Origin of the sequence: Lacticaseibacillus salsurivasis, from assembly GCF_036246225.1 — a bacterium.
In the GTDB taxonomy this organism is placed as follows: Bacteria; Bacillota; Bacilli; order Lactobacillales; family Lactobacillaceae; genus Lacticaseibacillus; species Lacticaseibacillus salsurivasis.
In genome coordinates this window covers 394092-412556 of the sequence record NZ_BTTP01000001.1, presented here as the reverse complement: position 1 = coordinate 412556, position 18465 = coordinate 394092, and the positions used below count along the sequence as shown (strand labels likewise).

General features: G+C 53.5%; 20 protein-coding genes and 1 riboswitch. Of the genes, 1 reads left to right on the top strand and 19 read right to left on the bottom strand.

Annotation, left to right across the window (positions count from 1 at the left end):
• Window positions 1-90 precede the first annotated feature (90 nt).
• The 9 genes from AAA927_RS02240 to AAA927_RS02200 all read right to left on the bottom strand — a co-directional run bounded on the left by AAA927_RS02240 (window position 91) and on the right by AAA927_RS02200 (window position 8919).
• The gene (locus AAA927_RS02240; RefSeq protein WP_338215286.1) at window positions 91-924 is read right to left on the bottom strand and encodes a cell division protein FtsQ/DivIB; all 834 of its coding nucleotides are present in this window, start codon (window positions 922-924) and stop codon (window positions 91-93) included.
• 31 nt (window positions 925-955) lie between these two features.
• Window positions 956-2053, bottom strand: coding sequence for an undecaprenyldiphospho-muramoylpentapeptide beta-N-acetylglucosaminyltransferase (gene murG / locus AAA927_RS02235; RefSeq protein WP_338215284.1), 1098 nt, complete (start codon window positions 2051-2053; stop codon window positions 956-958).
• On the bottom strand, window positions 2054-3427 hold the full coding sequence (murD, locus tag AAA927_RS02230; protein WP_338215281.1) for a UDP-N-acetylmuramoyl-L-alanine--D-glutamate ligase: 1374 nt from the start codon (window positions 3425-3427) through the stop codon (window positions 2054-2056).
• A 51-nt stretch (window positions 3428-3478) separates the two neighbouring features.
• A complete protein-coding gene (gene mraY / locus AAA927_RS02225) occupies window positions 3479-4441 on the bottom strand; it encodes a phospho-N-acetylmuramoyl-pentapeptide-transferase (RefSeq protein ID WP_338215279.1) in 963 nt (320 codons plus the stop codon).
• 20 nt (window positions 4442-4461) lie between these two features.
• Window positions 4462-6627 (bottom strand): penicillin-binding protein, encoded by a 2166-nt coding sequence (locus AAA927_RS02220; protein WP_338215277.1) that lies wholly within the window; start codon window positions 6625-6627, stop codon window positions 4462-4464.
• Window positions 6628-7014 (bottom strand): cell division protein FtsL, encoded by a 387-nt coding sequence (locus AAA927_RS02215; protein ID WP_125581080.1) that lies wholly within the window; start codon window positions 7012-7014, stop codon window positions 6628-6630. It abuts the gene before it with no gap.
• A 5-nt stretch (window positions 7015-7019) separates the two neighbouring features.
• Window positions 7020-7958 (bottom strand): 16S rRNA (cytosine(1402)-N(4))-methyltransferase RsmH, encoded by a 939-nt coding sequence (rsmH, locus tag AAA927_RS02210; protein WP_338215275.1) that lies wholly within the window; start codon window positions 7956-7958, stop codon window positions 7020-7022.
• A 3-nt stretch (window positions 7959-7961) separates the two neighbouring features.
• Window positions 7962-8393: a division/cell wall cluster transcriptional repressor MraZ gene (gene mraZ / locus AAA927_RS02205; protein WP_125581168.1), complete on the bottom strand. Its 432-nt coding sequence runs from the start codon at window positions 8391-8393 to the stop codon at window positions 7962-7964.
• A gap of 199 nt (window positions 8394-8592) precedes the next feature.
• The gene (locus AAA927_RS02200) at window positions 8593-8919 is read right to left on the bottom strand and encodes a DUF3397 domain-containing protein (RefSeq protein WP_125581084.1); all 327 of its coding nucleotides are present in this window, start codon (window positions 8917-8919) and stop codon (window positions 8593-8595) included.
• A gap of 193 nt (window positions 8920-9112) precedes the next feature.
• Between AAA927_RS02200 and AAA927_RS02195 the strand changes: the two genes are divergently transcribed.
• Window positions 9113-9229 (top strand): DUF4044 domain-containing protein, encoded by a 117-nt coding sequence (locus AAA927_RS02195; protein WP_164507893.1) that lies wholly within the window; start codon window positions 9113-9115, stop codon window positions 9227-9229.
• A gap of 66 nt (window positions 9230-9295) precedes the next feature.
• Here the strand turns inward: AAA927_RS02195 and thiT are convergent, their stop codons facing one another.
• The 10 genes from thiT to AAA927_RS02145 all read right to left on the bottom strand — a co-directional run bounded on the left by thiT (window position 9296) and on the right by AAA927_RS02145 (window position 18389).
• Complete coding sequence (thiT, locus tag AAA927_RS02190; RefSeq protein ID WP_338215270.1) at window positions 9296-9904, bottom strand: energy-coupled thiamine transporter ThiT; 609 nt, start codon at window positions 9902-9904, stop codon at window positions 9296-9298.
• Window positions 9905-9952: 48 nt separating this feature from the next.
• Window positions 9953-10051: riboswitch (TPP riboswitch) on the bottom strand.
• Between the two features lie 125 nt (window positions 10052-10176).
• Window positions 10177-11610: a cardiolipin synthase gene (gene cls, locus AAA927_RS02185; RefSeq protein ID WP_338215267.1), complete on the bottom strand. Its 1434-nt coding sequence runs from the start codon at window positions 11608-11610 to the stop codon at window positions 10177-10179.
• Between the two features lie 239 nt (window positions 11611-11849).
• Window positions 11850-12659, bottom strand: a complete 810-nt coding sequence (locus AAA927_RS02180) for an amino acid ABC transporter substrate-binding protein (RefSeq protein WP_338215265.1) — start codon at window positions 12657-12659, stop codon at window positions 11850-11852.
• Window positions 12656-13297 (bottom strand): amino acid ABC transporter ATP-binding protein, encoded by a 642-nt coding sequence (locus AAA927_RS02175; protein ID WP_338215263.1) that lies wholly within the window; start codon window positions 13295-13297, stop codon window positions 12656-12658. The genes AAA927_RS02180 and AAA927_RS02175 overlap by 4 nt, the downstream gene beginning before the upstream one ends.
• 12 nt (window positions 13298-13309) lie before the next feature.
• Window positions 13310-13966 carry an amino acid ABC transporter permease gene (locus AAA927_RS02170; protein ID WP_204119197.1) on the bottom strand — a complete coding sequence of 219 codons (657 nt, stop codon included), beginning with the start codon at window positions 13964-13966 and terminating at the stop codon, window positions 13310-13312.
• 460 nt (window positions 13967-14426) lie between these two features.
• Complete coding sequence (minD, locus tag AAA927_RS02165) at window positions 14427-15218, bottom strand: septum site-determining protein MinD (protein WP_338215260.1); 792 nt, start codon at window positions 15216-15218, stop codon at window positions 14427-14429.
• The gene (locus tag AAA927_RS02160) at window positions 15218-15877 is read right to left on the bottom strand and encodes a septum site-determining protein MinC (RefSeq protein WP_338215258.1); all 660 of its coding nucleotides are present in this window, start codon (window positions 15875-15877) and stop codon (window positions 15218-15220) included. Before AAA927_RS02160 ends, minD begins: the two co-directional genes overlap by 1 nt.
• A gap of 16 nt (window positions 15878-15893) precedes the next feature.
• Entirely contained in the window at window positions 15894-16424 is a 531-nt protein-coding gene (mreD, locus tag AAA927_RS02155; protein ID WP_338215256.1) for a rod shape-determining protein MreD, read from the bottom strand.
• 1 nt (window position 16425) lies between these two features.
• The gene (gene mreC / locus AAA927_RS02150) at window positions 16426-17286 is read right to left on the bottom strand and encodes a rod shape-determining protein MreC (protein WP_204119193.1); all 861 of its coding nucleotides are present in this window, start codon (window positions 17284-17286) and stop codon (window positions 16426-16428) included.
• A gap of 98 nt (window positions 17287-17384) precedes the next feature.
• Entirely contained in the window at window positions 17385-18389 is a 1005-nt protein-coding gene (locus AAA927_RS02145) for a rod shape-determining protein (protein WP_125581107.1), read from the bottom strand.
• Window positions 18390-18465 lie beyond the last annotated feature (76 nt).

Genomic DNA, 18465 nt, shown 5'->3' with positions numbered 1-18465 from the left:
AATTAGATGAGAAAACATAACGCTGAATTTATCTTACCACACGAACCCGTCATTTGCGCCGCCATATCGGCAAAAGCCGGCGTTTTTCGCCTATTTTGCCGATTTGGCTGGATAAGGGGTGAAAAATGCGCCCACTTCCAGGTCCACCGTGCCTTTGGTGGTCACCTGCGCCACGATGCTTGGGTAGTAAGCAATCTTCTTGGCCACGGTGCGACTATCGGCCACCACCGTGTTGCCATCCGTCATGGTCATGGTGATTTGGTAAGGATTACCATCGCCGCGACTCGCATCCACTTCAGAGGTCGCACGCCGCACCGCCGGCGGGAATTTCGCCACCACCTTGGCGAGCGCGGCGGCCTCTTTGACCGTAAAGCCAGAAAAAACCGGGTAATTGGCCAGCGGCGTTTTGGTCTTATTTTTAATCAAAGTGCCATTGGCCAAAATCATTTGATACCGCTTATTGGCTAGGCGGTAGCCAATGGGCTCATGTTCTTTTACCGTGATGGTCACCTGATCAACCGCTTGCACTTTGACCTGCGCTGAGGCAATTTGCGGCAGGGCCTGCTTGATGCGCGTGAGATAACGCTGCGGATGTAGCAGTACGCTGGGAATCAGAACGCGATTAGACAGCGTGCTGGCATCGATGACCTGCTGAATCGGCACATTCTCGGTGCCATTAACGCTGACTTGTTGCACCTTTGCCAGTGGCGACATTAGATAGCCAAACCCAGCGAGGAGGATGACTAATGGTGCGGTAACCAGGATGATGTTGCGGGTGCGTTGGTGCCTTCTGAAACTGGTGAGCGTCGGCAGCGGCAGATTGCGCTGCTTGGGATGGCGCCGTTTTTTGGCTTGCTTAGCTTGGTAGGCTTCCCACGGCGTCAAAGGATCAGCTTTTTTGCGTGCAGAATGAAACCATGCCACTGTGAGTCACCTCCTAACTGAGAAAGAATGTTTAACGGGCGATGGCTTCCTGCAACACCGCAATCAACTGATCCGCGGCATCAGGCACCCCCATGTGTTGAGCGGCTTTAGCCATGGCCTGCAGCCGCGTGTCATCAGCCATCAGCGCCGTGATTTGACTGGCAAAGCTGGCATCTAATTCGGGTTCGGTGATCATCAGCGCCGCCCCACCGTCGGCCAAACTCTTGGCGTTCACATACTGGTGGTTATGGGTGACATTCGGGCTGGGAATGAGCACGCTCGGCAAGCCCAAGGCGGTTAATTCCGCGAGGCTCGTGGCGCCGCTGCGCCCAATGACGAGGCTGACATCAGGCAAAATCGCCGGCATGTCATCCACATAAGGCACCACCTTGACGTTTTCGGGAACGTGCTTAAGTTGATTCTTGATTCGGCCGTAATGGCGATTGCCAGTGACAAACAGCGTCTGGAAATCAGCTTGGCCAAAAGCTGGTAATGCCTGAACCGCCGCCGCATTGATTTTTGGCGCCCCGCGCGAGCCGCCAAAAATCAGCAGCGTCCGCTTGTGCGGGTCTAAGCCAAAGTCCGCCAAGCGCTCATTGGGCTGAAGCCCTGCGACTTGTTGGGCCCTGGGATTACCAGTCAGGACCACTTTTTTGGCGGGAAACGCACTGGCTACCTCAGGGAAGGTGATGGCAATCCGATCAACAAAACGGGCCAGGAACTTATTGGTCACGCCGGCGACCGAGTTCTGCTCGTGAATCACCGTGGGCACATGATGGGTCGCGGCTGCAAACAGCACTCCGGCTGAAACATAACCACCGGTCCCTACCACCACGTCGGGCTTGAAGGCCTTCACCATTTTGGTGGCTTTATTCATGGAGCCCACAAACAGCCCCAGCGTTTGAACATTAGTTTTGACGCCAGCCAAGTTTAGCTTACGTTTGAAACCTTGCAACGGCAAAGTTTCAAAGGGAATCTTGGCGTTGGGCACGATCCGGCTTTCCAGCCCTTTTTCGGTGCCCACATACATCACTGCGTCTAACAGCCCGCGTTCTTGCAGGCGCTGAATTAAGGCCAAGGCCGGGTAAATGTGGCCGCCAGTGCCGCCACCGGAAATCATCAGGCGCATTTAAGCTTCCTCGCTTTCGGCTAGTGCTTGGACCGCGGCAATGAATTCATCCCCTCGGATTTCAAAATTAGGATATTGATCCCAGCTGGCAGCAGCTGGCGACAACAGTACGACATCGCCAGGCTGGCTTTGCGCAAACGCCAGCGGCACTGCGGTTTTCACATTTTCAGTGCGCTGGTAAGGAATGCCAGCTTGCTGCGCCAGGGCTTCCATCAACGGCGCCGTTTCGCCGAAGGTAATCATGGCATGGACATGCGCCTTGATCAGCGGCAGCAGATCGTCCATCGGCAGGTGCCGATCGAGGCCGCCAGCGAGTAAGACGATTGGCTGATGAAAGGCGGTTAAAGCGACGGTGCTGGCTTCAACGTTTGTCGCTTTGCTATCGTTGTAGAATTTACGGCCAGCAATGGTTTGCACATATTGAATCCGGTGCTTTACGCCGGTGAACCGGCTTAACACCGCCACAATCGCGGCGTTCGTCACGCCACTGAGTTTAGCGGCGGCAATGGCGGCCAGGGCATTCTCGATGTTGTGGGCCCCAGGAATTTGCAACGCGTCAGCTTCAATGATGCGCTCACCGTCAAAACACAGCCAACCAGCCGTTAAGGTGGCCCGGGCGCGGGTAGCGCCTTGGCGTGAAAATGGCACGATGGTGGCTTGGCTTTGCTTGGCCAGCTCATGCATCTCCGGTAAATCCCAATTCATAATGAAATAATCATCGGCGGTTTGATTCATGGTGATGCGCATTTTGGCCTTCACGTAGTTTTCTCGACTGCCATGCCAATCCAAATGCGCCTCGTAGATATTGGTCAAAACCGCAATATGTGGGTGCAAGGTTTGAATGCCCACCAGCATGAAGCTGGACAATTCGGCGACAATCGTATCGGCCGCGGTGGCTTTTTGGACAACCCCAGACACCGGAATGCCAATATTGCCGGCGTCATAAGCATGCCCGGCGCGCTCGCCTTCGTTCAGCATCAGGCCAATTAAAGTCGTGGTCGTGGTTTTACCATTACTGCCGGTCACGCCGATCCAAGTGGAATCAGAAACTGAGTAAGCCAACTCGGGTTCAGTAATCACCGGAATGCCCAGCGCCTCGGCGCGCTGCACCATGGGATTGCTGTATGGAATGCCGGGATTTTTCACCATCAGTTCGAAACCTTCGTCGAGCAGCTCCACCGGATGGCTCCCAGTAATCACGGTAATACCTTCGTCCAGCAGCGCTTGCGCTTCCTTGTTGTCATCGAACTTTTGCTTATCATTGACGGTCACCAACGCGCCGAGCCGATGCAGCAATTTGGCCGCATTGACCCCACTTTTGGCTAACCCGAGCACTAACACTTTTTTGTTTCGATATGCTGTATTTACACGCATGCGCCAAAACGCTCCCCTATCTTTGCTCTCTTCAACGGAAGAGGCACTGTCTTACCAAAAAAGAACCAAGTACAAACCACTGCCCAAAATGGCCACCAACCAAAACGTCAAATCCACCCGCCATTCTGACCAACCTAGCATCTCAAAATGATGATGAATGGGCGACATTTTGAAAATGCGCTTGCCGGTCAGCTTAAAGCTGGCCACCTGCAAAATCACACTCGCGGTTTCACCCACATAAACGATACCAATCAGCAGCAAGGACCATGGCCGATTCAGCAACAGTGAAATGACGGCCAAAAGCCCCCCTAACGCCAGACTCCCGGCGTCGCCCATGAAAATCTTGGCTGGCTTGTGGTTGAACAGGAAAAAGCCCACCATCGCGCCGATGGTCACCAGACACAAAATCAACACATCAATCCGGCCATCATGAGCGGCCAAGACGGCATAGGCGATGAAGCTAATGGTGCCCAGACCAGCCACCAACCCGTCGATCCCATCAGACAAATTGACCGCGTTGGAAAAACCAACCAACCAGACCACCGCAAAGGCCGCAAACAACACTGGCACGGCCAAGGTGAAGCCAAACAGGGGCAAACTCGCCGGAAAGCCCTCGTGGAAGTAGGCAATCAAGAACACCACCGCCCCGAGAATCTGACCCAACAATTTTTGCCAAGCCCGTAAGCCGAGGTTGCGATGATGCGAAATCTTGATGAAATCATCCAAAAAGCCTAACAACCCGTACAGAACGAGGATAAACAAGCCAACCCACACGCTAACGGTTAAGGCATGTTGCCACCAAGCGCACAGCAGGGCTGCCACTACAATGGCAAAAATGAACACGACCCCGCCCATGGTTGGGGTGCCATTTTTCTTTTCGTGCCATTTGGGCCCGATTTCCCGAATGGTTTGGCCTTCCTTTTTCATGCGCATGTAGCCAATGAACAAGGGCATGATGATGATGGTCAGCGAAAACGCCGCCACCATCGGGATCAACATCTGTGTGAATTGCATGATACTCCTACCTTCATGATTTACTGAGTTTTCTGAAAAGCCACCGTCACTGTTTCCGTGCCAAGCAGTGAACCACTCGCTAGGCTCTGTTTAGTGGCGTAGCCTTCCCCTTGGAGCTTGAATTTCTTGCCTGTAAGCTGGGCTAATTTTAACACATCGCTCTTCGACCAGCCAGAAACGTCAGGCATGGTCATGGCCCCATTGGTCAACAGAATCACCCGTGAACCAATCAACGCCGCCGAATCCGCCGCCGGCATCTGTTGCACAATTCGGTTCCCAGTCCCCACTGTGGACACGACTAACTTCTTCGCGGTCAACACGGTTTGCGCCGCCGTCAGCGTGTCGTTGGTCACGGCAGGAATGGCCAAGGTCTGCGCCGAGGCACTGGCACTACTGCCAGCGTTCAACGCCAGCAGCCGGGTCATCAACGGATGGAACAAATCGTTGATCGCGGTGGTAGCCGGTTTTTTCATGGCCTTATTTTGCTTTAACGTAATGTAAACGATGAATTGAGGATCACTAGCCGGCGCAATCGCCAGCAGACTGTGCAACTGATTCGTGGAGCCGTCGAGATAACCGCCTTTGGGATTCGGCACATTGGCGGTCCCGGTTTTGGCGGCAATATCGGCGCCGGCGATTTTGTACATCGTCCCGGTACCATAGCTTTGGTTGATGGTATCGCGCATCTCATTCAGCACCTGACTCGCCGTGCTGGCGCTGATCGGCTTGCCCACCACTTGCCGCGAATAAGTCGTGGTTTTACCACTGGCAGACTTGATCTTGCTGACAATGCGCGGGCGCACCATGGTCCCACCATTGGCAATCGCAGTGGCCGCTTGCAGAATTTGCATTTGCGTCACGTTGATACTTTGCCCATAAGCCATAACCGCGCGGGTCACCGCACTGTTCAGGTTGTAACTACCGGCGCTTTCATTGGGCAGCGCGATGCCGGTTTTCTGACCAAAGCCAAAATCCTTTAAGGTTTTGGCCTGATTGGCTTCACCCATGGCCTGCACAATATGCACAAAGCCGACGTTACTGGAGCGAGGCAGAGCCTGACTGAGTGGAATTTCACCAAACCCCACGTGGTTCCAGTCGCGAATGGTCGTGTCGCCGACTTTAATCTTACTGGAATCGTAATATTGATTGGGATTGAAGGTCCCACTTTGAATCGCACCGGCCAAGTTGAATACCTTCATCACCGACCCGGGTTCATAAGCATCTTCCACGAGGCTGTTTTGCCACGAAGCCCCGGCGCCCAGACCGTCCAAGGTGCTGGGATCGAAAGTTGGCCGCTGACTAGCGGCTAAAATTTCGCCGGTTTTGGCGTTCATCACCACCGCCGTCAGCGATTGTTGCTGATAGGTGCTTTGCACCTGGGTCATGAGCGTTTCCAAATAGGATTGCAGACTACTGTCCAAGGTCGTGTAGACATTGCTGCCGTTTTTCGCCGCCTTGGTTTTAACTTTGGCTTGCGGAATGCGGTAGCCGTAATTGTCCCCTTGCGCAGTCCGATAGCCGTTGTGCCCGGCGAGCAGCTTGTCAAAGGTTTTCTCTAACCCCATCACCCCCACCAGCGACTGATCCGAGTCGGTGGCTTTATTGGCCTGGGCCAAGCCGACAGTGTAGCTGGCAAACACACCATTTGGGTACAACCGCGAAGGGCTAGCCGTCAAGGCGATGCCAGGGAGCTTTTCCTTCAGGATTTGATTGCGCGTGGCGAGCGACAAGTTCGTCCCCGCAGTGCCAAATTCGACTTGGTTGGTGCCTTGCTTGGGATTCAGATAGGCCAAAATCTTCTCTTTGGCCAATGGTAGGTACTTGGCCAGAATGGTGGCGGTTTTCTCTTTGTCGGAGACGTATTGCTTCTTGCCATCAACCACTTGGGTTTTGTCGAGCACCGCATAAAGCGTGTAGGTATTGGCGTCTTCGGCAATCACGCTACCATTGCGATCGTAGATATTCCCGCGGTCAGCTTGGAGTTTGGCTTCCCGATAGTACAGCTTTTGGCGAAACGCCGCGAGATTTTGATTGTCCACGGAGCCACCAGCAGCGACATACCAAAAACGACAAATGAACGCAAGCAAGATGGCCCCAACCCCAAAGATCAGAATAATGCCGAAGATCTTGCGATTGCGCTCAGGATGCCTAACGCTCATTTGTCGTGATTGCTGTTTCTTTTTCATCTACTTATTCACCGCACGTTTGATATTTCCCTCGATCACTGTGAAGCCGTGCGCCTTGGCGTAACTGGTCAAGCGATTGGAATTGGATAACTCACCGATATTTTGCTTGGCATCGGCGATATCTTGTTTCGAAGTGGTGATGTTGCGCTGGACCTGCTGATAACTGCGATCCATATTGGCCAAGGTCATTTGGCCAGTCAGGTAGAACAGACAAAAGCCCACCATGATCAAACCCAGTGCCAGCGTGGCCAACCGCTCAAGCGGCGAGAACGGGACATGCTTAGGGGCCGCTTGCGGCGCCTGCTGCGGCGTAGGTGCCGCTTTCGGCGCAGCTGGTGTGGGCTCAGGCTGCATCATATCTAACTGTCTTGCTGTGTTATCAAGCATGTCGTTCACTTCGCTTTCCGCATGATGACCCGCAACTTCGCGCTGTGTGCACGATGATTGGCGGCTAGTTCTTCTTCGCTTGGTAAGATCGGTTTGCGATTAACCAAACTGAAGTCTGGCACCGCGTCTGCGGGAATCACCGGCAGATCGCGCGGGAGATCTTTAATTTTTGTTTTTTCATTGAACATGGTTTTGACGAGCCGGTCTTCCAAGGACTGGAAAGTAATGACACTAATGCGGCCAGCTGGGGCCAACAGCGTAAAGGCTTGCGTCAAGGAGTCTTCCAGCGCCCCTAATTCGTCGTTCACGGCGATGCGGATGGCCTGGAACACTTTTTTGGCGGGATGGCCGCCGGTCCGCCGCGCCTTAGCCGGAATACCGGCCTTGATCAGCTCAACGAGTTCGAAGGTCGTTTCAATAGGCTGTTCGGCGCGGGCCCGTTCAATTTGGCGGGCAATTGACTTGGCAAACCGTTCTTCACCGTAGCGGGTAAAAATCCGCACCAGGTCTTGGAAGGACCACTCGTTGACGACCGTGCGCGCCGTTAGGCTTTGACTTTGGTCCATCCGCATATCGAGCGGGGCATCGAAGCGGTAGCTAAAACCGCGCTTTGAGTCGTCGAACTGCGGTGATGACACCCCGAGATCGTACAAAATACCATCTACCTGCGTGACCCCAGCTTCTGCCAAGGCGGCGGTTAAGTCGCGGAAGTTGCGATGGATCAAATGCAAGTTCGCTGGCATCGGCTGTAAATCAGCGGTCACCGCGTCAATGGCGGCCTGGTCTTGATCAAACGCGTACAGCTGGCCCGCAGTAAGCCGGCTCAAAATGCGTTTGGTATGACCGGCGCGGCCCAAAGTGGCGTCAACATAGATACCGGCAGGATTGACGGCCAACTCATCAGTGGCCTCTTTGAGTAAGACGGTTTCGTGGGTAAATGTCATCGGCTACAGTCCAAAGTCTGTCAGATTTTCAGAGATATCATCAAAGCTCTCTTCAGCAGAGGCAGTGAAGGCGTTCCACCGCGCTTCACTCCACACTTCAATGCGATCAGAAACACCAACTAAAACGCAGGCCTTCTCTAGCCCTGCATGCTCGATCAAAGGCTTGGGGATATTCACGCGGCCTTGTTTGTCAAGCTCGCATTCCGTGGCTGCCGAGTACAAGAAGCGGCTAAAGGTCCGGGCGTCTTTTTTGGTCAAAGGGAGGGTCTCAACTTGCGCTTGCAACTTCTCCCATTGCGCCATGGGATAACCAAAGAGGCAGCCGTCCATGCCCCGGGTAAGCACAAAATCACCGCCCAATGTTTCACGAAATTTGGCTGGAATAATCAAGCGTCCTTTCGCATCAATGCTGTGATGAAATTCACCCATTAGCATGACAGACCCCTCCTTTCCTGACGTTAAATTCAGTCTACCACAATCCCCCACTATCCACCACTCAAGTATCAAAAAATGGCTTGACAAATCTGGTTTTTGACCAACGTTTCCCACGATGTACAAAAAATCCCCACCGGCCGCGGTTTGCAGCAGGTGGGGAACGGTGGATTCTGGGTGGGAGATGCGCCCTATTTTTGCTTTAAAGGGTGATTAAAATCGCCCCAAGCCACCATAAAGTTGTGGCTAAAGTGAGGACGCCGCCCAAAGTTGAAAAATAACGTTTGAGCACTAAATCATAATCTCGGTCAACCAGCAGGACGACCAAGAGCAGGGCAATCGCGCAAGCCGCAAACAAGGCGACCCAAATCGCATTGGGGAGCGGGTTGGCCAAGAGCATCGCCAACCCGCCTAAATTCAGCAGCGTGGCCACTAGCGGTAGTAGCCGTGAGCGAAATTGAAAGGCGCGACTGGCAATCAACAGTGCCAGACCTACAAGGGGTAATAGATAGCCGAACAACGTGTACATAAGCATTCCTCCAAGCTCCACTATACCCGATTCTGCGGCCAGTCGCATCGATTTGTTCTGCGGTCGCTTGATTGACGAAGGCGGCCGACCCGCACCTAACAATTTCAGTTGCCCTTGCCTGGCAAAACAGGTAAACTACAAGGGAATAAATGGCAAGCCGCGCAGGCGCAGACTGGAAAAGGTGGTGATCCTGGTGAAGCAAAAGCGTTCTAAGTTTTGGTATATTACCCATATCGCAACATGGGCCATGCTGATTGTCACCGTCTTTGGGGTTTTGGTTTTAGCCCTGCAAGCAATGGGTAGCCTTTAACCCATTCATATCAAAATAAGCGTTGCCCCCAGCCTGCACATGGCCGAGGACAACGCTTTTTGATTGCTAATGTTGCGGTTGAAATTGGGTTGCTGATTTAGGCTGGAACAGCGCCTTGCGCACCGTCCGTAGCAGCACGGTCACCACGATCAGGGTCACCAGGCCAGTCGCAATCGCCGAGCCACCATTGATGGCCAGCGAGTACAGCCAAGCCGGCATGCCTTTAGGCGCATACGAGCCCCAGAACACCCAACCAGCTAAGAAATGGCAGAAATACTTGGCCGCCGTGCCAATCAGCACCGCCAGCCAAGCTGTCGCCAGGATGGTTTTAGGCTTATTCTCATGCAGTGCCTTTTGAAATTGCGGATAAAGCAACCCGCCCAAGCCGGCGACGGCAAAAGCAATCGGATATTCCAGAAACCCTTGAAGCGGATTCAGCACTGAGCCTTCGCTAAAGCCGATCAAAAAGACATCGAGCACGCCCCAGGTGAGCCCAGCTGCCATCCCCGCGCCTAATCCGCGGCGCAGCGCCAACACGCTAATCGGAATCAAGCCGTAGCTCATTTCCACGCTGGAAATCCCCGTTTTGTGGGGTACATATTCCAGCGCCATTGCGAAAGCGGCAATCACCGCAATCTCCATCAGAACAATCAAACGTGACATCGTTTTAGACATCAAAAAACCTCCTTCGTGTGCTGGGAGCCAGCCACAAAGAAGGTCGAAAAATATCGACACCGCAATTCCTACGCTCGTATTAACGAACAGGTTCGAAGGGTCTGGGCAAATGCCCACTCTCAGCCAATGGCTCCCCTTTGCGTTGGTCCCGGACAACTATTTACTTGTGCAAAACCCATTATAAGGGACCGCTTACCAAAGTCAAGTAAAAGCGCCAGGCTACGGAAAAGGCTGTGGAGCTGGGCGCCCTGAGCCAGCCAGCTTACTCGAGGTTATAGAATCGGAGCAAACAACCGAGCCAGTTCGGTACCCATTTGATGCCAGCGCGTCTGGCTTTTGACTTCGGCATAAGTATAGGCCGTCGCCTGCTGCAAGTCGAGCTTGAACTGGCGCTCGGCGCGTTCAGCCAGCGCCTGATCATAGATGAAGGCCGCAATTTCAAAATTCAACTTGAAACTGCGCACATCCAGATTAGGCGATCCAGTCATGAGATACTGACTGTCGACAATGATGACTTTACGGTGCAAAAAGCCGGCATCATAGCGGTAAACCTTCACCCCATGCTTCGCCAGGCGGTTCAGATAAAAGGCCGTGGCTTTTGCCATTAGCGGTTGGTTGGTTTGCTTGGGCACCATCAGTCGCACGTCCATGCCACTTTGCGCGGCTAAGATCAGCCCATCAAGCAGACTATCATCTGGCACGAAGAATGGTGATTGCACCCAGATGCGGCGCTTTGCCAAGGCCAAAAGCCGCAAATCGCCCAACTTGATGGCCTCTAGATCCTGCTCCGGGCCCCCACTGACAATCTGCATGGTGGTCCGGCCAGTGTCATGTGATTCCGGAAAATAGGCCCGCTGGAAATGCACTTTTTTAATGCGAGCCGTGGTGTTCCAATCCATGAAGAAGCGCGCCTGCAACGACGCCACCGCCTGTCCGCTGATGCGCAGCTGCGTGTCTTGAGTAATGAGATACTTACGCGACGACGAGCCAATGTCAAAGCCGCCCATGTACCCGACACGGCCATCAATCACGGTGATTTTGCGGTGATTGCGAAAGTTGATCCGCAAATTGGCCCGGCCTAGCTTAGTGGCAATGAATGGCTCGACCATGCCGCCAGCGGCAATCAGTGGCCGCCAAAAATTGCGATTGAGGCGATGGGAGCCAAAGGTGTCGTAAATCACTCGCACCCGCACCCCGGCCTCGACTTTTTTGACCAACAACTGCACCAGGGCTTGACCATGGGCATCAGGCGCGATCGTGTAAGCTTCAATATGAATATGGTGCTGGGCCGCTTCCAAATCCTCAAATAAGCGGCGACTAAACTCCGTGCGATCAAAAATCAACTGCACGTCATTCATCGTTGTAATCAAGGCCCCATCCGCCTTGAGCAGCGTCCGCACCAACTCTGGCGCCCCAGCAAACGGCGAATTAGCGCCTTGGTCTTGGCTCAGCTCAACTGCTTCTTGCTGCGCGGCCACCATTTGATCAATCCCGAGCCGTTGCTGCGTGGCCAGCGCATTCAGTTTGTTGGTCGACAACTTCCGCCCAAATAACCAGTACAGCACGAAGCCGAGCACCGGAATCAACATCAAAACCAGCAGCCACGCCCAAGTCGCTGCAATATCGCGCGGCTGCCGAAACACCGTCACGATGGCTGATGCCGCATTGACGACTACGATGACAACCAGAAGTGTCTCCAGCCACATCCGGCATCCCTCCTCCACTTATCGTTTTATTCATAATACCACAGGGTAGGCAGGCGAAGTCCGACATGATGGCCCGTTTTTTAATAACAGAACAGTATTCCACTAATATCTGTCACCGTGAGGAAATATCGATTTAAATAACGAGAGATTCTTGCCCGCAGTATTCAGCCAGGGCGGTCGGGTCGGGCAGAGGGACGCGGTGGGCCTGAATCAAAAAGAATGGCACAAGGCCATTCCCCTTAGTCCACCGATTTTTCACCGAACCATTTCTCGTTGATCTTTTCCAGCGTCCCGTTTTCGGCCAAAACCTTTAATCCATCGTTGATCTTCGCTTGCAGGGTGGTATCGGTTTTACGCAAGCCCACAGCGAAATCTTCTGGCGGGAAGTCGCCGGCCACCACGCGATAAGCGCTCGGGTCGCTTTGGTGTTTGACATAGTAGTCAGCGTAAACCTGGTCGATCAAAATGCCTTGAATCCGCCCAGCGTTGAGATCCAAGAAGGCATCATCGAAGGTGTCGTAAAGCACCGGTGTTTGTTTGGCAATCAAATTCTTCAGTTTCTTGGGCTCACCATCCAAATCCGCCGCGCCACTAGAACTAGTTTGAACCCCCAGCGTCTTGCCTTTCATATCAGCAAAGGACTTGATATTGGCATTGGCCTTCGTGACCAATACCTGGTGATTCAACAGATACGCCTTAGAAAAACCAACCTGTTTGGCCCGCTCTGGCGTCACCGTATAACCATTCCAAATCAAATCAATGGTTTGGTTCCGCAACTCGGTTTCCTTCATCGACCAATCGATGGTTTGGAAGCTCGGCGTGATGCCGTACAGCTTGAACACGGCTTTAGCCAGGTCAATGTCGTAACCACTTAGCGTGCCGTCTTTTTGGCGAAAACCCATCGGCACAAAACTATCATCAAGGCCAATGACGACTTTTTTGGTTTGCTGAATGCGCGGCCAACTGTTTTTCACCACGGTGCGGGCGCAGCCGGCGGCAGTCACCGCGGCGAGCACGAGCACCAGGAGGGCAATCATTCGCTTTTTCACGCTTCCCCACCTCCCAGCTTGGTCACCGTCAGTGTTTCATCCGCCACCGCCTGGGCAAAGTCCATATCGTGGGTCACCACCACTTGAGTCATCCCTTGCGCTTTCACGCTGTTGATCAAATCCGCCACGGATTGGCGCAAGTTAGGATCCAGCGCCGAAGTGGGTTCGTCGTAGAGCAAGATTTGCGGCTTCAAGGCCAAGGCCCGGGCAATCGCGACCCGCTGCTTTTGGCCCCCTGACAACGAAAACGGGTAAGCATCCGCCTGGGCAGTTAAATCGAGCTCGGCAAGCAATTGATCCGCCTGCGCGGTCGCCGCTGCTTGAGTGGTGCCTTGCAAGGTAGGCGCCAAGGTCAAATTGCGCCGCACCGTCAGATTGGGGAACAATTCAAACCCCTGGAACACAACGCCAATCAGACCGGCTTGCCGCATTTTGGCGGCGGTGGTGGGTTCACCGTTCCAAATCATCTCGCCGCTATCCGCTGACGTCAGCCCAGCGATGATGCGCAGCAGCGTGGTTTTCCCAGCGCCACTGGGGCCAACGATGGCGAGCGTTTTCTGGTCAGCAATGGTGACATCAACCCCTGCCAGCACAGTTTGGTCACCAAATTTTTTCGTGATATTTTTGAGTTCTAACATGTGATGACCTCCTTATTTGTAGTAGCTAAAGGCTTTTTCGACGCGGCGCTGAAGCAGGGTTAACACCAGCGTCATGATCAAGTACAGCAGCGCCACCAGCACCAGCGGCACCAGGGTGACATCCCGCGCTGTCGCCACTTCGCCGGCGCGGAGCAGATCGCCTAAGCCAATCACGTACACCAAGCTGGAGTCTTTCACCAGATTGATGACTTCATTCCCCATGGATGGGAGCACCACTTTTAGGACCTGGGGAATGACGACATAACGCAAGGTTTGCCACCGGGTCAGGTTCAACACACTAGCGGCTTCGAACTGCCCTTCTTCAATGGCACCGAACCCGCCGCGGTAAATTTCCGCAAAATAAGCGGCATAGTTGAGAATGAAGGTGAAAATCACGGCAGAGAAGCGATCGAAGACAATGTGGACCAGCGGCAACCCGTAAAAGACGAAAATCAACTGTAGCAACAGCGGCGTGCCACGGAATAACCAGATATAACCGTTGAGCAAGCCTTTACCGGCAACGGCCAGTGGGTTTTTGCCGCGATACAGCAACCCGACAGCCACAATCATGCCCAGCGGAATCGCCCCCAGCAGAGTGATGGCAAAAACGGCTAGGGTCATTTGTACCCCGGAAAGTAATGCTGGTAAAATTGAAATCACATAATCCATAATGTCCTCCTTTTGCCGCTTCTGCAGCAGGTTAATCGTTGAATGAACGCAAAAAGCGCCCTCCTGTACGTTTGTACAAGAGGACGCTTCTGCGTGGTGCCACCTCACTTCGCCTTGCTGTCACCAACAAGACCTCACGTGGTTGAAAAACCCACCGGGAACAAAAAAGCCCCCACTCAGGCGAATTGCCTGAATGAGGGCGACTTGAATGCCGCGGTGCCACCTCATGCTCGTTGACCTGTCACCAAGCCAACCTCATGTCGTTTTTCAACCACGGCGATAACGAGCCCAACCGACCTGACCTACTACTTTCAACCAGGCACTCATGGATGTGAGGGGCAAGGCGACGTCTCTGGCTTCCACTCTCCCAGAGTCGCTGATCGTCAACCAATGCACCATTTCCACTCAACGTTTTTAAATGATTGTGCTTATCATACCTTGTTTTTGCTGCTTGTCAAGCCTAACGATGAAAAAGCCGATGCCAAAAGCCCACTTTTTTCTGTTCAATGTTCATCAGTGGCACACTTTCGCCCAGCAACCGGCGCGCAATGTTGCGGTAGCCCTGGCTGGCCGGATCATCTGGATCCATCACCACAGTTTCACCTTTGTTCGAAGTTTCAATGACGCCATCATCATCCAAAATGATGCCAAGTAAATCAATGCCAAGGTGCTGCGTGATTTCATCGATATCCATCGCGCGGCCATCGGCCATCATGTGCTGGCGAATCCGATTGATCACTAATCGCGGCGGATAAACCATATCGCGCTGCTCGAGGAGCCCCACAACGCGGTCAGCGTCGGACACGGCGCTGATTTCTGGGGTGGTGACCACAATCGCGCCATCCGCTCCTTCCACCGCATTGCGGAAGCCTTGTTCAATGCCAGCTGGGGAATCGAGAATCAGGTAGTCAAATTCCGGGCGCAGTTCTTCCACAATCGCTTTCACCTGCTCCGGCTCCAGCGAATCTTTTTCCGCATTTTGGGCCGCCGGCAGTATGTACAGTTTATCGTCGAAGCGCTTGTCTTTGATCAACGCCTGGCGAATTTTCGCCCGGCCGGTGGCAACATCGACGATATCGTAAATAATGCGGTTAGATAACCCCAGCACGACATCCAAGTTGCGCAGGCCGATATCCAGATCCATGAGTACCACGCGTTTACCCTGCAGGGCCAAGGCAGTCCCGATGTTGGCAGTGGTGGTGGTTTTGCCGACCCCGCCTTTACCCGAGGTAATAACTAATGACTTTCCCATTACAATTCCTCCAGTTTACGGAACAGTTTTGGCCGCAACTCACTGAGGCCGGCGGTTTGCCCATGCGTGAGCACATGCAGGTCGTTGATGTAGCTGGTCGTTTCAGGGCCATAAGTGTTCTTGTCGATAATTTCGATGGTGTCCGCAATGCGAATCTGGCCCGCTTTGCTGATGTCGCCGGCAATGATGGCATCTTGTGCCCCATCAGCCCCCGCAATCAGCAGGCCTTCCACCGTGCCCATCACAAAAATGCTCCCGGTGGTGCGCAGCGTCGCGCCTTGGTGCAACGTGCCCAGAAACAGCACATCGCCGCTGTAATTAGCCTCTTGCCCTGACCGCAGCACGCCGCCCACTAAATGCGTGGCTTGAGCCGCCAACCGGGCCTTGAGGGGCGCAATAGCAGCCACGTCGGCGTGAATGGCGCCAATAGTGAAATGCGGATACTGGGCAAAGACTTGCTGAATAGTCTGGGCCTGGCTTTCGTCCAGGAGCCGGTCGCCAGTTTCAATCACAAATTCCACTTCGCCAGTATTTTCCGTATCAGCGGAGAGCCGCGCCAGCAAGGTTGCCAGCTGCGCTGTGATTTCCTCAATACTCGATGCTGCTCTAAATTGCAACTCAAAGCCGCTTTTGCGGCCTTTTAATGTGACAGCCTCCAAGACGCCACCCCCAACGTTAATCTATCCTTAAGTTTATCAATATTCGGTGCAAAGGCAAATATGCGACGGCGAAAAGAATCACATTCACCATCAGCCCTGGGCCAATGTGGTTGGCAATCAGAATAATCACCGACCCGTTGGCCACCCCCAGAAACTGATTGATGGCGTAATCGGCCACTGCCGCCACCGTCAGCACAATCACCATCACACTACCCAGGTAAAACGGTTTTTTCGGAATTACTGGTTCCACCTGTCGTACCACATACACAATTAGCGGCCACACCAAGGTATTGACCCCAAGCATGCCGGTGTAATAGCTATCGAAAATCAAGCCGAAGCCGATGGCAATCGGCACGATATAGACCTCTTCCGGCAGCAATAGCGCCGTCATCACGAGCGCCATCAACGTCAAATGCGGGACGCCATAAAAGGTCCCAGTCATGATGAACTGGGCCATCGTTTGAGTGAGGGTGCCATCGATCAATAAGCACACAAACAGCAACAGGATAATCCAGCCATGACCCCTGAACTTCTTTTCTGTGATCATGTTACTCACCTGAAATCGTGCGATTAATCACAGTGACCACCGAGAGGTCATTGAAGTTCGCCGCCGGTTTGACATACACTGTGTTGGCAAGCCCGAAGTCATCCTTCTTGACACTGGCCACGGTCCCAATCAAGAGTCCTTTAGGGGTGCTGGCACCTAAGCCAGAAGTAATGACCTTTTGGCCTTTTTTGACGTTTTCTTCCGTGTTGATTTGCCCTAAAATCAGCTGATTTTTCTTCACGGAATAACCAGTAATCACGCCATTGACCACCTGACCAGAGCCGGTGGTAATCTGCGCGGCAAACCGGTCCGCGGATTTATTATCGGTGGAAAGCATTTCGACCTTGGCATTGGTCTTAGCCACTTCTACCACCCGGCCGGCTAGCCCGGCCCCGGCCATCACTGGCATCCCCTTGGTCACCCCTGCCCCGGAGCCTTTGTTGATGATGATGATGTTTTGCCAGTCGCTAGGACTGCGCATCATCACCGTGGCCGAAATTTGATCGTAATCGGTCAAAGTAGCGTTCAGTTTCAGTTGCTTTTTCAGCGCCTGATTTTCTCGGCTCAAGGTTTGGTTGCGGACCTTGGTTTGGGCTAAGCTGGTCAGCTTGGTTTTCAGTTGCTTGTTTTCCTGATACGCGTTGAGCAAATCGTTGACGTCATCCAGCCCGCCTTTGACAAAATTCGCCGGGCCAGACACAATCCGGCCGCCAATGCCGACAATGTCATTGCCAATTTGTTGGACCAACGGCGGGGCGCTACGATTGTTGCGAACCGCCATGGAGGTGAACATCAAGCCGACGCTCAGGAGCAGTGCGATCATCAACACGATCAATTTTTTGTTTGAGAAGAACTTTTGCATGAGTCGCTCCTTCGTTCCAGTTCACGCCTATCACTCAAAAAGCCGGCCCCAATAAGACGATCGGACCGGCCACGGGTGCCTGCAGCTGCGGGCGAGGATCAGTGTTTCTTTAAGACATCAATATTCTTCAGTGATTCGCCAGTCCCAATGGCCACACATTCCAGAGGATCTTGCGCGATGAACACTGGCACTTTGGTGGCATCAGAAATGACCTCAGCGAGATGCTTCAACTGGGCACCGCCACCGGTAAGCACGATGCCGTGATCAATCACGTCCGCCGCAATTTCTGGCGACGTTTCTTCCAGCGTATCCTTGATGGCATCGATGATGGCCTGCACGATTTCGCTGATGGCCTTGGCCACGTCCAGCGCCGCGATGTTTTCTGTCTTCGGCAAACCCGTTAGCAGATCGCGCCCGCGAATAGACATATCGTCAAGTTCCTTGGCGGCTTCAGGGGAAGCACAGCCAATTTGAATCTTGATTTCTTCCGCGGTGCGTTCACCAATCAGCAAGTTGAAGTGCTGCCGAATGTAAGTAATGATGGCTTCGTCGATTTTATCGCCAGCCATGCGAATTGAACGGCTGGACACAATCCCGCCTAAGGAGATCGTGGCAACATCGGTGGTCCCACCGCCGATATCCACGACCATACTCCCGGTTGGATCCATCACCGGCAAACCAGCACCAATCGCCGCGGCGTAAGGTTCCTCAATCACAAAGGCATCCTTAGCGCCAGCCACTTTGGCCGCATCAATCACAGCGCGCTTTTCCACTTCGGTCACGCCGCTTGGCACACAAATCATCACTTGCGGATGGTTGGCTTTACCACCGAGCGCTTTATTCATGAAGTACTTCAGCATCGCTGCCGTCGTGTCATAATCCGCGATGACGCCATCTTTCATGGGCCGGATCGCTGCAATATTGGCCGGCGTGCGGCCAATCATGGCCCGGGCTTCTTCACCCACGGCAATGATTTCTTCAGTTTGGGTATTCTTAGCTACGACAGAAGGCTCATTGGTGACAATGCCTTTGCCATCCACATACACCAAGGTGTTTGCGGTCCCCAAGTCAATTCCGATGTTTTTCGATCCTAATCCAAGCAAGACGTTCTCTCCTTAAAGTGATCCGTTTTTCTAGTCCTAGGCATTATAGCATATAACGCCTAACCCTCGCACCGGG

Bases quoted from the DNA above. Each gene is read 5' to 3' on its own strand.
- AAA927_RS02170 (WP_204119197.1), bottom strand. From the start codon at position 13,966: ATGGATTATGTGATTTCAATTTTACCAGCATTACTTTCCGGGGTACAA.
- thiT (WP_338215270.1), bottom strand. From the start codon at position 9,904: ATGTCTAAAACGATGTCACGTTTGATTGTTCTGATGGAGATTGCGGTG.
- AAA927_RS02220 (WP_338215277.1), bottom strand. From the start codon at position 6,627: ATGAAAAAGAAACAGCAATCACGACAAATGAGCGTTAGGCATCCTGAG.
- mreD (WP_338215256.1), bottom strand. From the start codon at position 16,424: ATGATCACAGAAAAGAAGTTCAGGGGTCATGGCTGGATTATCCTGTTG.
- AAA927_RS02200 (WP_125581084.1), bottom strand. From the start codon at position 8,919: ATGTACACGTTGTTCGGCTATCTATTACCCCTTGTAGGTCTGGCACTG.
- mraZ (WP_125581168.1), bottom strand. From the start codon at position 8,393: ATGCTAATGGGTGAATTTCATCACAGCATTGATGCGAAAGGACGCTTG.
- mreC (WP_204119193.1), bottom strand. From the start codon at position 17,286: ATGCAAAAGTTCTTCTCAAACAAAAAATTGATCGTGTTGATGATCGCA.
- murD (WP_338215281.1), bottom strand. From the start codon at position 3,427: ATGCGTGTAAATACAGCATATCGAAACAAAAAAGTGTTAGTGCTCGGG.
- AAA927_RS02175 (WP_338215263.1), bottom strand. From the start codon at position 13,297: ATGTTAGAACTCAAAAATATCACGAAAAAATTTGGTGACCAAACTGTG.
- minD (WP_338215260.1), bottom strand. From the start codon at position 15,218: ATGGGAAAGTCATTAGTTATTACCTCGGGTAAAGGCGGGGTCGGCAAA.
- murG (WP_338215284.1), bottom strand. From the start codon at position 2,053: ATGCGCCTGATGATTTCCGGTGGCGGCACTGGCGGCCACATTTACCCG.
- rsmH (WP_338215275.1), bottom strand. From the start codon at position 7,958: ATGACATTTACCCACGAAACCGTCTTACTCAAAGAGGCCACTGATGAG.
- AAA927_RS02215 (WP_125581080.1), bottom strand. From the start codon at position 7,014: ATGCTTGATAACACAGCAAGACAGTTAGATATGATGCAGCCTGAGCCC.
- cls (WP_338215267.1), bottom strand. From the start codon at position 11,610: ATGTGGCTGGAGACACTTCTGGTTGTCATCGTAGTCGTCAATGCGGCA.
- mraY (WP_338215279.1), bottom strand. From the start codon at position 4,441: ATGCAATTCACACAGATGTTGATCCCGATGGTGGCGGCGTTTTCGCTG.